Origin of the sequence: Luteimonas sp. J29, from assembly GCF_000472505.1 — a bacterium.
Taxonomy (GTDB): Bacteria; Pseudomonadota; Gammaproteobacteria; order Xanthomonadales; family Xanthomonadaceae; genus Luteimonas.
This window is the reverse complement of record NZ_AWZR01000001.1, coordinates 120601-133082: the sequence shown is the minus strand read 5'-3', so window position 1 is coordinate 133082 and position 12482 is coordinate 120601. Positions and strand designations below refer to the sequence as shown.

Here is a 12482-nt window from a genome sequence, read left to right as displayed (position 1 = left end):
GCCGTGGCGGGCAGGCCCTAGAATGGCCTCCCGCCCCCCGCCCGGTGACCGCCGATGACCGCCTGGTCGATCGACCACGCCCGCAAGACCTACTCCATTCCGCACTGGTCGGAGGGCTACTACGACGCCGGCGACGACGGCCGGATGGTGGTGCGGCCGCTGGGCGAGGCGGGCGTGGCGATCCCGCTGCCGGAGATCGTGGACAAGGCGCTGGCGCGCGGCGCCAAGCTGCCGCTGCTGGTGCGCTTCCCCGACATCCTGGGCGACCGCCTGCGCCGGCTGCAGGCCGCCTTCGCCCAGGCCCAGGCCGATTGGGACTACCCCGGCGGCTATACCGCGGTCTATCCGATCAAGGTCAACCAGCACGCCGCCGTGGCCGGCACGCTGGCCTCGCACCACGGCGAGAGCTTCGGCCTGGAGGCCGGCAGCAAGCCCGAGCTGATGGCGGTGCTCGCGCTCTCGCGCCCGGGTGGCCTGATCGTGTGCAACGGCTACAAGGACCGCGAGTACATCCGCCTGGCGCTGATCGGGCGCAAGATCGGCCTCGACGTGTTCCTGGTGGTGGAGAAGCCCTCCGAGCTGCCGCTGATCCTGGAGGAGGCGGCCGCGCTCGGGGTCGAGCCGCGCATCGGCGTGCGCATGCGCCTGGCCTCGCTCGGCGCGGGCAAGTGGCAGAACAGCGGCGGCGACAAGGCCAAGTTCGGGCTCTCGCCGCGCCAGGTGCTGGACCTGTGGAAGACCCTGCGCGACGGCGGCAACGCGCACTGGCTGGGCCTGCTGCACTTCCACATGGGCTCGCAGATCTCCAACGTGCGCGACATCGCCAACGGCATGCGCGAAGCCACGCGCTACTTCGTCGAGCTCTCGCGCCTGGGCGCGACCATCACCCACGTCGACGTCGGCGGCGGGCTCGGCGTGGACTACGAGGGCACCCGCTCGCGCAGCTTCTGCTCGATCAACTACGGCCTGCAGCAGTACGCCTCGACCATCGTCCAGCCGCTGGCCGACGCCTGCGCCGAACACGGCCTGGCGCCGCCGCGCATCGTCACCGAGTGCGGCCGCGCGATGACCGCGCACCACGCGGTGCTGGTGACCAACGTGGTCGAGGTCGAGCCGGCGCCGGAAGGCCGGGTGCCCGACCAGCACGACGACGAGCCGAGCGCGATCCGCTACCTGCGCGAGATCCACGCCGACCTCGGCAAGCGCCCGCCGGTGGAGCTGTACCAGGAGGCGCTGCATTTCCACGCCGAGGGGCTGGCGGCCTACGCCCTGGGCCAGATCGACCTCGTCCACCGCGCCCGCATCGACGACCTGTTCTACGCCATCGCCCACGGCGTGCGCGCGCGCCTGAGCTGGGACGAGAAGAGCCACCGCACGGCGATCGACGAGCTCGACGAGCGGCTGGTCGACAAGTACTTCGTCAACTTCAGCGTGTTCGAATCGCTGCCCGACGTGTGGGCGATCGACCAGGTGTTCCCGATCGCGCCGATCGACCGCCTCGACGAGCAGCCGGCGCGGCGCGGCGTGATCGCCGACCTGACCTGCGACTCCGACGGCAAGATCGACATCTACGTCGAGAACGAGGGCCTGGATGCCTCGCTGCCGCTGCACCCGCTGCGCAAGGGCGAGAGCTACCGGCTGGCGTTCTTCCTGGTCGGCGCCTACCAGGAGATCCTGGGCGACATCCACAACCTGTTCGGCGACACCGACGCGGTCGAGGTCCGCCTCGACGGCGACGGCTACGCGATCACCCAGCAGCGCAAGGGCGACACCACCGACGTGATGCTCGATTACGTCGGCTACAGGCTCGACGACCTGCGCCGCATCTACCGCGCGCGGGTCGGCGCGGTGGACCTGGCCAAGAGCGAGGCGGCGCGCCTGAACGAGGCGCTCGAGCGCGGGCTGACCGGCTACACCTACCTCGAGGAGTCGCCGCTCGAGTAGGCGGCGCTGCGGCGACGCCCTGGCCCGGGCGCCGTCGCCGCTTCCCGGCACCGGCGCCGGGCCTGCGCGCGTCCAGCCTGCGACGCGCCATGCACGCGCGCCCCGTCCCGGCGTTGCGGGCGTCGAACCACGCCGCGGCGCCTTGCTATCCTCGCGCCGACCTCCTGGACGCCGGGGAACCTTGCATGACCATCGCCTCCCGCCATCGCCTGCTGGCCCTGGCCAGCGCCATCGCCCTCGCCTGCGCCGCGTGCTCGCAACAGCCGCCGGCACCCGCCGCGCAGGCCGAAGCGCCCGCGGCCGAAGCCGTGCCGGACAGTTCGCCCGACGTGCACCGCTTTGCGATCGGCGCCTTCGAGGCGGCGATGGTCCGCGACGGCGACATCACCCTGCCCAACGACGGCACCATCCTCGCGGTCGGCCAGCCCAGGGCCGACGTCGACGCGCTGCTGCAGGCCGAAGGGTTGGCCACCGATCCGCTGCAGCTGTCCATCCAGGGCCTGCTGGTGACCGCCGGCGAGCGCGTAATGCTGTTCGATACCGGGGCCGGCGCGGCCAGCTTCGCCGACGGCGGACGCTTTCCGCAGTCGCTGCGCGCGGCGGGCGTGGAACCGGCGCAGGTCACGGACGTGTTCATCAGCCACGCGCACGGCGACCACGTCGGCGGACTGGTCGACGGCAACGGCCAGCCGGCCTTCCCCAATGCCACGGTGCGCCTGTCCGAACCCGAATGGGCCGCGATGCAGGCCGACGCAGGCCAGGCCGCGCTGGTGCAGGCGATCGCGTCGCAAGTGGACACCTTCGCGCCGGGCGCCGGGGACGTGGTGCCGGGCGTGGACGCGGTGGCGGTGGACGGTCATACGCCGGGCCACAGCGCCTACCTGGTCAAGGACGGCGACGCGCGCCTGCTCTACATCGGCGACGCCGCCCACCACCACGTGATCTCGGTCCGGCGTCCGCGCTGGACGATCCGGTTCGACGGCGACGCGCCGGTGGCCGAGGCCAGCCGCGAGGCGCTGCTGGCCCGCGCCGCGGACGAGGGGCTGGCGATCGCCTCGCCGCACTTCCCGTTCCCGGGCGTGGGGCGGATCGAGCGCCGCGAGGACGGCAGCTTCGCCTGGGTTCCGGCGCAGTAGCGCGGTCCCGCCGCCCCGGCGGCGCGCGCTCCTGGCACGCGGGAGCCGGCTTCGCCTGGCTCGGCCGCGCTGGAGCGGCTCCATCACGCCGTTCGCAGCCGTGACGGATCGGAAGGACGTTGCATCCGGATTCGCCGGTCGCGGCTGAAGCCGCTCCCGCGTCGGCGGCGCAGGCCGGCTATTGCGGTTCGCGGTGGACCTGGAAGCCGGCGAAGGATTGCGAGACCGGCATGATCTCGAACCGGTTGACGTTGAGGTGCGGCGGCAGCGTGGCGACGTAGTGGATCACGCCGGCGATGTCCTCGGCGGTGATCGGGTTGGCGCCGGCGTAGAGCGCATCGGACGCGGCGCGGTCGCCCCCGGTGCGCACCAGGGTGAACTCGGTCTCGGCCATGCCCGGTTCGATCGAGGTCACGCGCACGCCGGTGCCGTGCAGGTCCGAGCGCAGCCCGAGCGAGAACTGGGTGACGAAGGCCTTGGTGCCGCCGTACACGTTGCCGCCCGGATACGGGTAGCTGCCGGCGATCGAACTGATGTTGATGATCGCGCCGCGGCGCTCGATCAGCACCGGCAGCAGGCGATGGGTGAGCGTGGCCAGGGCGGTGATGTTGGTGTCGATCATCTGCCGCCACTGCGCGAGGCTGGCGCGCTGCGCCGGCGCGGTGCCGAGCGCGAGCCCGGCGTTGTTGACCAGCACGTCGATGCCGCGAAACGGCGCCGGGATCGCATCGAGCGCGGCCTGCATCGCTTCGGCCTCGCGGATGTCGAACGCGGCCACGTGCAGGCGGTCGCCACCGAGCTCGTCGCGCAGCGCCTGCAGGCGGCCGGCGCGGCGGCCGGTGGCGACCACCTGCCAGCCGTCGGCGAGGAAGCGCCGGACGGCGGCGGCGCCGAACCCGGCGGTGGCGCCGGTGATGAGGATGGTGCGGGCCATGGATGGACTCCGACGCGGCGGGGACGACAAGTGTATTGCGGGCGCTCACCCCCACCCCGGCCCTCCCCCGCAAGCGGGGGAGGGAGGACGCTTCTGCAAGCCCATCCCCGCCTGCGGGGGGAGCGTGGGTCGCTGGACACGCCGGGACTGGACCTGCAAGCCCCCTCCCCCGCTTGCGGGGGAGGGCCGGGGTGGGGGCACGCCCGCGATCAACGCTAGGCCAGCCACCGCCGCCTCAGCCCCGCGCCTGCCCGTCCCCTGCCTCCTTGCCGGCCGGCTTCGCCAACTTCTCCTGCCGCGCCCGGCGCCGCCCCGTCGCCGACTTGCCGCGCGTTGCGGCCTTGGTCGCGCGGTGCTTCTCCAGCATGCCCTCGGCCAGCACCACGTCCTCCGACAGCAGCCCGGCCGCCTTGGCGATGGCGATCCGCGCCTGGGCGCGGTTCTCGTCGGGATTGGCCTTGAGCAGCTCGCGGATCGCCTCGCGCAACGCGCGCTCGGCGCTGCGCTTGAGCTTGAGGTCGCTGCTCTCGCGGAACAGCGCGAGCAGGGCGTCGACGACGGGCTTGATCAGGGCGGCTTCGATGGCCATGGCGGGGCTCCTCCAGTCCCGCCAGTCTCCCGCCCGGGCATCGCGCAGCCTGCGACGCGCGGCGGCGCGCCGGTCCGGTCGATGCGGGGTGCCGCGCGCCTGCCATGCGCCCGTCGCACGCGCGGCGACGGGCAGGCGCGGACGGCCTCAGTTGGCGCGGATCGCCAGCGCCGGCAGCCCGCCGTTGCCGAGCTTCTGCTTGGCCTCGGCCAGTTCGGTGGCGGTGGCGTAGGGCCCCATGCGCACGCGGTACACGGTCTTGCCGTTGGCGGTGCCTTCCTCGACCCGCGCGCTCAGGCCCAGCAACGCGATACGCGCCTTGAGCGCCTCGGCGTCGCCATGGGAGCTGAACGAGCCGGCCTGCAGCAGGTAGCGCGCGCCGTCGGCGGCCGGGGCGGCCGAGGCGGTGGTCGTGGTAGCGGCGGCGGTGGGCGGCGCCGGCGCGGCGGCCTCGGCCGCGTCGCGTTCGCGCTGCTGCTGCGCGGCCAGGGTGCGGCGCTGGCGCTCGGCCTCCTCGCGCGCGCTGGCGGCGAGTTCGGCGTCGGTCAGCGCCACTTCCTGCTCGGGCAGGACGGTGTAGAAGTCGTACTCGGGACCGGCCGGCGCGGGCTCGGCCCCCGGGCGCACCGTGGCATCGGCCGGGCGGGCGACGGGCGGCGGCTCGGCCTCGTCGATCGCGCTCACCGCCGGCTGCGCCGAAGGGTTGGGCTGCGGGCGGAAGAAGCCGTCGGCGCGATCGGACTTGAGGAACCGGGGCGCGAACATGACCGCGGCCAGCGCGATCACGATGCCGAGGATCATCCACGCCCAGCCCGGCAGCCCGTTGCTGCCGTTGCGCCTTGCCTGTGACTTGCCGCGTTTCGCCGCCATCGCTCTACTGTCTCACATCCGTTCGGGGGCGCTCACGCCAAGCAGCTGCAGGCCGTTGGCGAGCACCTGCCGCACCGCCAGCGCCAGCGCCAGCCGGGCGTTGCGCACCGGTGCCTCGTCCACCAGGAACTGGTGGTCGTTGTAGTAGGACTGGAACCCCTGCGCCAGCTCCAGCAGGTAGGCCGCGACCAGGTGCGGTTCGAGCTGCTCGCCCGCGGCGGCCACCACTTCCGGCCAGCGCGACAGGTCGATGAGCAGGTCGCGCAGCGACGCGTCGGACAGGTCCGGCGACTGGGCGAGGCCCTGGTCCAGGTCGAAGTCCAGCCCGCGCTCCTCCAGCTGCCGCATCAGGCCGCAGATGCGCGCGTGCGAGAGCTGCACGTAGTACACCGGGTTGTCGAGCGACTGGCTGCGGGCCAGGTCGATGTCGAACACCAGCTGCGAGTCGGGCCGGCGCGCGACCAGGAACCAGCGGGTCGCGTCGCGGCCGACCTCGTCGACCAGGTCGCGCAGGGTGACGTAGCTGCCGGCGCGCTTGGACAGCTTCACTTCCTCGCCGCCGCGCATCACCGTGACCATCTGGTGCAGCACGTATTCGGGGTAGTTCTCCGGGATGCCCCTGCCCAGCGCCTGCAGGCCCGCCTTCACCCGCGCCAGCGACCCGTGGTGGTCGGCGCCGAGTTCGGTGATCGCGCGCTCGTAGCCGCGCTCCCACTTCGACAGGTGGTAGGCCACGTCCGGCACGAAGTACGTGTAGGTGCCGTCGGACTTGCGCATCACGCGGTCCTTGTCGTCGCCGAACGCCGTGGTCCGCAACCACAGCGCGCCGCCTTCCTCGTAGGTGTGGCCGTTGGCGACCAGCTGGCGCACGGTCTCCTCGACCTTGCCGTCGGTGTACAGCGAGGACTCGAGGAAGTAGACGTCGAAGGTCACGCCGAACGCGGCCAGGTCCGCGTTCTGCTCGCGGCGCAGGTAGGCGACGGCGAACTGACGGATCGCCTCGAGGTCGTCCGCGTCGTCCTTGCCGGTGACGACGTGGCCGTCGACCTCCACGCTCTCGCCGCGCAGGTAGGCGGCGGCGACGTCGGCGATGTAGTCGCCGTTGTAGGCGTCGGCCGGCCACTGCGGGTCGCCGGGCCTGTAGCCCCTGGCGCGGGCCTGGGTGGACAGCGCCAGGTTGTTGATCTGCACGCCGGCGTCGTTGTAGTAGAACTCGCGGCGCACGTCCCAGCCGTTGGCCTCGAGCACGCGCGCGATGCAGTCGCCGATTGCGCCGGCGCGGCCGTGGCCCACGTGCAGCGGGCCGGTGGGGTTGGCCGACACGTACTCGACGCCCGCGGTGCGGCCGCCACCGCTGTCGTTGCGGCCGTAGGCCGCGCCCTGGGCGTGCACCTGCGCCAGTTGCCGGCCCCATGCGCCGGGCGAGAGGCGGAAGTTCAGGAAGCCGGGGCCGGCGATCTCCACCGCGGCGATGTCGTCGCCCCGCGGCAGCGCGTCGACCAGCGCCTGGGCCAGCGCGCGCGGGTTCGACTTCGCCGGCCGGGCCAGCAGCATCGCGGCATTGGTGGAGAAGTCGCCATGCGCGCGGTCCTTCGGACGCTCGACGACGAAGTCGGGCGTGGCGAGGTCGGCGGGCAGGGCGCCTGCGTCGCGCAGGGCGGCGATGGCCTGTTCGATCAGGCCGCGGAGCTGGGATTTCACGGGGGTCTGCGCTCAGGTCAGGCCGCCCATTTTACCCGCTTGGCGCGCCGCCGCGTCCGCCGGCCGCGCGTGGCGTTCACGCAGGCCGCGAGCGCTGCGCAAGGGCCCTCACACCCAACCGCGCGCCGCCAGCGACACCGGCACGCCGTCGCCGATCACGAAATGGTCGAGCAGGCGCACGTCCACCAGCGCCAGCGACTGCTTGAGCTGGGCGGTGACCGCGCGGTCGGCGGCGCTGGGCTCGGGATTCCCGCTCGGATGGTTGTGGCCGACGATCACCGCCGCGGCGTTGTGGGCCAGCGCGCGCCGCACCACTTCGCGCGGGTGCACCTCGGCGCCGTCGATGGTGCCGCGGAACAGTTCCTCGAACGCCAGCGCGCGGTGGCGCGTGTCCAGGAACAGGGCCGCGAACACCTCGACCGGCTGCGGGCGCAGGCGCCGGGCGAAATAGCGTCCGGCCGAGCCCGGGTCGGTCAGCGCCTGGCCGCGTTCGAGCCCCGCGGCCAGCCAGCGGTTGCCCAGCTCCAGCGCCGCCGCCAGGCAGCAGGCGCGCGCCGGGCCGAGCCCGGGCAGGCGCGCCATCGCCGCCGGTTCGAGTTCGAGCAGGCGCCGCAGGGGTCCGTGGCGTTCGAGCAGCTGGCGGGCGGTGGCGACCGCGTCCTGGCCGCGCAGGCCCGAGCCGAGGAAGATCGCCAGCAGCTCGGCGTCGGACAGCACGCCGGGGCCGCGGGCGAGCAGCTTTTCGCGCGGGCGCTCATGGCCCGGCCAGTCGCGGATGCGCATCGGTGGAGGTCCTCGTCCCTGAGGCGCTGGCGGCCGGCCGCGGCGTCCGCGGGCTGGGGATGTGAGCGCGGGGCGCGGCCGGCCGGGCCGCCAGCGTGGAGCGATTGCAACCGATCGCGCGCCGCCTGCGCAGCCGGCCGGACGCCCGCCATCGGGTAAGCTGTCGGCCGGATCCGGGGTAGGACTTCGCTGACGATGGCAGCCGGACGCGGCCTGCGAGGACAACGCCTGCTGCTGTGCGTGTGCGGCGGCATCGCCGCGTACAAGGCAGCCGAGCTGGTGCGCCGGTTGCGCGACGCCGGCGCGCAGGTCCAGGTGGCGATGACCGGGAACGCACAGCGCTTCGTCGGCGCGCAGACCTTCCAGGCGCTGTCCGGCCTGCCGGTGCGCACCAGCCTGTGGGACGACGCCGCCGAGGCCGCGATGGGCCACATCGAACTGGCGCGCTGGGCCGACCGCGTGGTCGTCGCCCCCGCCACCGCCAACACTATCGCCAGGCTCGCCCACGGCCTGGCCGACGACCTGGTCAGCACCCTGTGCCTGGCCACCACCGCCCCCATCACCCTCTGCCCGGCCATGAACCACCGCATGTGGCTGCACCCGGCCACCCAGGCCAACGTCGCCCTGTTGCGCGAACGCGGCGCGACCGTCATCGGCCCGGACGAGGGCCCGCTCGCCGAGGGCGAGTCGGGACCCGGCCGCCTCAGCGAGCCGGCGGCGATCGTGGCCGCGCTGGAGGCCATGTGAGCGCGCCCCTGTCCGGCAGGCGGGTGCTGGTGAGCGCCGGCCCGACCTACGAGGACATCGACCCGGTCCGGTTCCTGGGCAACCGCAGCAGCGGCAAGATGGGATTCGCGATCGCCGCCGCCGCGCGCGCGCGCGGCGCCGAGGTGGTGCTGGTGGCCGGTCCGGTGCACCTGGACACGCCCGACGGCGTGCGCCGCATCGACGTGCGTTCGGCGGCGCAGATGCACGCGGCGGTGGTCGGCGCGCTGCCGGCCGACGTGTACATCGGCGCCGCGGCCGTGGCCGACTTCACCCCGCGCCAGGTCTCGGCGCACAAGATCAAGAAGACCGCCGGCAGCGAGACCCTGGTGCTGGAGCTGGTGCGCACCACCGACGTGCTGGCCGAGGTCGCCGCGCACCGCCAGCGCCCGGCGCTGGTGGTGGGCTTCGCCGCGGAGACCCACGACGTCGAGCGCTATGCGCGCGGCAAGCTGGCGTCCAAGCGCCTGGACCTGATCGCCGCCAACCTGGTCGGCGCGGCCGAAGGCGGCTTCGAACGCGACGACAACACCCTGCACGTGTACTGGGACAGCGGCGAGTGCCGGCTCGGGCCGGCGTCCAAGCACGAGGTCGCCGCGGCGCTGGTGGACCTGGTCGCCAGGCGGCTGCCCGCATGAGGTCCGCGACCGCCATGGTCGACCTGCAGGTGCGCCTGCTCGACCCCAGGCTCGGGCGCGAATGGCCGCTGCCCGCGCATGCCACCGACGGCAGCGCGGGCATGGACCTGCGCGCCGCGCTCGACGCACCGCTGACCCTGGCGCCGGGCGACGCCGCGCTGGTGCCCTCGGGCATGGCCATCCACATCGGCGACCCGGGGCTGTGCGCGGTGATCCTGCCGCGCTCGGGCCTGGGCCACAAGCACGGCATCGTGCTGGGCAACGGCACCGGGCTGATCGACGCGGACTACCAGGGCCCGCTGCTGATCAGCGTGTGGAACCGCGGCCGCGAACCATTCACCATCGAACCGGGCGACCGCATCGCGCAGCTGGTGCTGCTGCCGGTGGTACGCGCCCAGCTGCAGGTCGTGGATACTTTCGACGAGAGCGCGCGCGGGGAAGGCGGCTTCGGCCACACCGGCGTGCGCTGACACCAGGCAACAGGATGAGCATGACGACCAAGAGCGAACCGAACAAGGCGCGCGTCTATGCGCAACTGCGGCCGTGGCTGCCCGTGCTGGCGGCGATCCTGGCCCTGCTCGCGGCCTGGCTGGCGTGGAGCGGCTGGCGCGCGCTGCAGGAGGACTCGCGCCGCACCAGCGTCAGCCTCGCCCGCGACACGGTGGTGGGCCTGATCTCCGGCACGGTGCGCAATGACGTCCAGGCGCTGCGCGAGCGGATCGCCGCCGCCCCGGTGGTGGCGGCGCTGCGCGAAGGCGACCTCGAGGCCGCGGCCGCCGCCGCGGCCGCCGGCTGGGACGAGGCCGAAGTGGTGGAGTTCCATCCGCCCGCCCTCGACCGCACGTACGCCGCGCTGCCCGATGGCGGGTTCGGCCCCGTGTCGGTGATGGAAGCGGCGCTGATGCGCGGCGAACCGGTGGTCTCGGTGATCCGCGCCGGCGGCGGGCCGCGCGTGGGCCTGGCCGCTCCCGTGCAGCTGGACGAGGCGACCGTGGCGGTCGCCTTCGCGCGCCTGCCGATCACGCGCGTGACCGCCGCGCTCGACGCGACCGACGTGGATCCGGCCACCTACGTGGCGGTGCGCCAGGGCGGCTTCACCCTGCAGGAGAAGGGCGATCCGGCCCAGGCCGAGGCGGCCGAGCGGATGGCCGCGCCGGTCCCCGGCACCGACCTGCGGGTGGCCGCTTCGCTGCCGCGCACGGGTGGGACGCCGTTCGGGCTCGAGGGCATCCCGCTGTTCGCGGTGGTGGTGGTGCTGCTGGTGCTGGCCTACCTGCTGTGGCGCCTGCCGGCCCGGGTGAGCCGGGCGCTCGAGGGGCCGCCGCCGGCCGAGCAGCCGCCGGAGCGCACCCTGGTCGAAGCCCTGTCCGAGGAGCCCGCGGCCGATGAAGCGGCTGCGCCGCCCCCGGTGGTGGTCACCGAGGACACGCCGCCCCCGCCGCCCGCGGTCGACATCGACCGCGGCATCTTCCGCGCCTACGACATCCGCGGCATCGTCGGCCAGTCGCTGGACGCCGGAATCGCCGAACTGATCGGGCATTCGGTCGGTTCGCTGATGGCGGACAAGGACCTGCGCGACATCGTGGTCGGCCGCGACGGCCGGCTCTCCGGCCCCGACCTGGTCGCGGGCCTGGTCCGCGGCCTGCGCCTGGCCGGGCGCAACGTGATCGACATCGGCCTGGCGCCGACGCCGGTCACCTACTTCGGCGCCTTCCACCTGCGCACCGGCTGCTGCATCTCGGTGACCGGCAGCCACAACCCGCCCGACTACAACGGCTTCAAGATCGTGGTCGGCGGCGAAACCCTGTCGGGCGACGCGATCACCGACCTGTACGCGCGCATCGCCGACGGACGCCTGCACACGGCGCCGGAGCCGGGCGACGCGGTCCAGCGCGACATCGGCGACGCCTACGTCGAGCGCATCGCCGGCGACATCCAGCTGGCGCGGCCGCTCAAGGTGGTGGTGGACGCGGGCAACGGCGTGGCCGGCGAGATCGGTCCGCGGGTGCTCGAGGCGATCGGCGCCGAGGTGATCCCGCTGTACTGCGAGATCGACGGCACCTTCCCCAACCACCATCCCGACCCGAGCGAACCGCACAACCTCGAGGACCTGGTCAGCACCGTCCAGCGCTTCGACGCCGACCTCGGCATCGCCTTCGACGGCGACGGCGACCGCCTCGGCGTGGTGACGAAGGACGGCGAGAACATCTACCCCGACCGGCTGCTGATGCTGTTCGCGGCCGACGTGCTCGACCGCAACCCGGGCGCGGTGATCGTGTACGACGTCAAGTGCACCGGGCGCCTGCCCGGGCACATCCTGCGCCACGGCGGCAGCCCGCTGATGTGGAAGACCGGGCATTCGCTGATCAAGGCCAAGATGCGCGAGACCGAGGCCGAGCTTGCCGGCGAGATGAGCGGCCATTTCTTCTTCGCCGAGCGCTGGTACGGTTTCGACGACGGCATCTACGCGGCCGCGCGCCTGCTGGAGATCCTCGCGCTGGAGCCGGACGATCCCAGCGCCGCGCTCAAGGCGCTGCCCGGCGGCGTGTCGACCCCGGAGATCAAGGTCGAGGTGGCCGACGGCAACCCTCACGCGTTCGTGGCGCGGTTCCAGGAACAGGCGAGGTTCGAAGGCGCGAGGCTGTCGACCATCGACGGCCTGCGCGTGGACTGGAACGACGGCTGGGGCCTCGTCCGCGCCTCCAACACCACGCCGGTGCTGGTGCTGCGCTTCGACGCCGACAACGAGGACGCGCTCGGCCGCATCCTGCGCGACTTCCGCGAGCAGATCCTGGCGGTGGATCCGGAGCTGAAGCTGCCGTTCTAGCGATCCCGCCCTGGCGTCCTGCATCCGACCCGGCTGCGGCACATGCAGCCGGGTCTTCTTTTTCGTGCGCCGGGGAGGCGGACAGGGGCTCGCGGGGCCGGCCACGGGGAACCTCGGGGACGAATGTCCCCCGGCGCCGGCTATCGGCCGTCGCCTCCTCCTTGATTTCATCCCCGGGGCTCCCCGCGTCCGTCCTCTCCGGCACCGCGGCGCTTTCCCAAGCGCGCTGTCGAATGCGCGACACGGCGGGAGCATCCGCACACGGCGCTTCTCCCGGCACACCCACCGCGCCACC

At 73.4% G+C, this 12482-nt stretch carries 9 protein-coding genes and 1 pseudogene; 5 read left to right on the top strand and 5 right to left on the bottom strand.

Features of this window, described 5'->3' with window-relative positions:
- Nucleotides 1-54: 54 nt before the first annotated feature.
- Together speA and LUTJ29_RS15600 are read left to right on the top strand one after the other, a co-directional pair.
- Complete coding sequence (speA, locus tag LUTJ29_RS0100555) at nt 55-1944, top strand: arginine decarboxylase (protein WP_027070830.1); 1890 nt, start codon at nt 55-57, stop codon at nt 1942-1944.
- Between the two features lie 185 nt (nt 1945-2129).
- Nucleotides 2130-3080 (top strand): MBL fold metallo-hydrolase, encoded by a 951-nt coding sequence (locus LUTJ29_RS15600; protein WP_051322552.1) that lies wholly within the window; start codon nt 2130-2132, stop codon nt 3078-3080.
- Between the two features lie 178 nt (nt 3081-3258).
- Here the strand turns inward: LUTJ29_RS15600 and LUTJ29_RS0100545 are convergent, their stop codons facing one another.
- The 5 genes from LUTJ29_RS0100545 to radC form a co-directional block, all read right to left on the bottom strand.
- Nucleotides 3259-4014: an SDR family NAD(P)-dependent oxidoreductase gene (locus LUTJ29_RS0100545; RefSeq protein ID WP_027070829.1), complete on the bottom strand. Its 756-nt coding sequence runs from the start codon at nt 4012-4014 to the stop codon at nt 3259-3261.
- Between the two features lie 235 nt (nt 4015-4249).
- Nucleotides 4250-4603, bottom strand: a complete 354-nt coding sequence (locus tag LUTJ29_RS0100540; RefSeq protein ID WP_027070828.1) for a hypothetical protein — start codon at nt 4601-4603, stop codon at nt 4250-4252.
- A gap of 147 nt (nt 4604-4750) precedes the next feature.
- A complete protein-coding gene (locus LUTJ29_RS0100535) occupies nt 4751-5473 on the bottom strand; it encodes an SPOR domain-containing protein (protein ID WP_027070827.1) in 723 nt (240 codons plus the stop codon).
- Between the two features lie 12 nt (nt 5474-5485).
- Entirely contained in the window at nt 5486-7174 is a 1689-nt protein-coding gene (argS, locus tag LUTJ29_RS0100530) for an arginine--tRNA ligase (protein WP_027070826.1), read from the bottom strand.
- Between the two features lie 108 nt (nt 7175-7282).
- Nucleotides 7283-7957 carry a DNA repair protein RadC gene (radC, locus tag LUTJ29_RS0100525; protein ID WP_027070825.1) on the bottom strand — a complete coding sequence of 225 codons (675 nt, stop codon included), beginning with the start codon at nt 7955-7957 and terminating at the stop codon, nt 7283-7285.
- A gap of 195 nt (nt 7958-8152) precedes the next feature.
- Here radC and coaBC point away from each other — a divergent pair.
- The 3 genes and pseudogenes from coaBC to LUTJ29_RS0100510 all read left to right on the top strand — a co-directional run bounded on the left by coaBC (nt 8153) and on the right by LUTJ29_RS0100510 (nt 12187).
- A pseudogene (coaBC, locus tag LUTJ29_RS15595) lies at nt 8153-9360 on the top strand (bifunctional phosphopantothenoylcysteine decarboxylase/phosphopantothenate--cysteine ligase CoaBC).
- A gap of 14 nt (nt 9361-9374) precedes the next feature.
- Complete coding sequence (gene dut, locus LUTJ29_RS0100515; RefSeq protein ID WP_144774711.1) at nt 9375-9830, top strand: dUTP diphosphatase; 456 nt, start codon at nt 9375-9377, stop codon at nt 9828-9830.
- A 20-nt stretch (nt 9831-9850) separates the two neighbouring features.
- Nucleotides 9851-12187 (top strand): phosphomannomutase/phosphoglucomutase, encoded by a 2337-nt coding sequence (locus tag LUTJ29_RS0100510; protein WP_084524572.1) that lies wholly within the window; start codon nt 9851-9853, stop codon nt 12185-12187.
- The last annotated feature ends 295 nt before the right edge of the window (nt 12188-12482 follow it).

Bases quoted from the DNA above. Each gene is read 5' to 3' on its own strand.
- speA (WP_027070830.1), top strand. From the start codon at position 55: ATGACCGCCTGGTCGATCGACCACGCCCGCAAGACCTACTCCATTCCG.
- LUTJ29_RS15600 (WP_051322552.1), top strand. From the start codon at position 2,130: ATGACCATCGCCTCCCGCCATCGCCTGCTGGCCCTGGCCAGCGCCATC.
- LUTJ29_RS0100545 (WP_027070829.1), bottom strand. From the start codon at position 4,014: ATGGCCCGCACCATCCTCATCACCGGCGCCACCGCCGGGTTCGGCGCC.
- LUTJ29_RS0100540 (WP_027070828.1), bottom strand. From the start codon at position 4,603: ATGGCCATCGAAGCCGCCCTGATCAAGCCCGTCGTCGACGCCCTGCTC.
- LUTJ29_RS0100535 (WP_027070827.1), bottom strand. From the start codon at position 5,473: ATGGCGGCGAAACGCGGCAAGTCACAGGCAAGGCGCAACGGCAGCAAC.
- radC (WP_027070825.1), bottom strand. From the start codon at position 7,957: ATGCGCATCCGCGACTGGCCGGGCCATGAGCGCCCGCGCGAAAAGCTG.
- dut (WP_144774711.1), top strand. From the start codon at position 9,375: ATGGTCGACCTGCAGGTGCGCCTGCTCGACCCCAGGCTCGGGCGCGAA.
- LUTJ29_RS0100510 (WP_084524572.1), top strand. From the start codon at position 9,851: ATGACGACCAAGAGCGAACCGAACAAGGCGCGCGTCTATGCGCAACTG.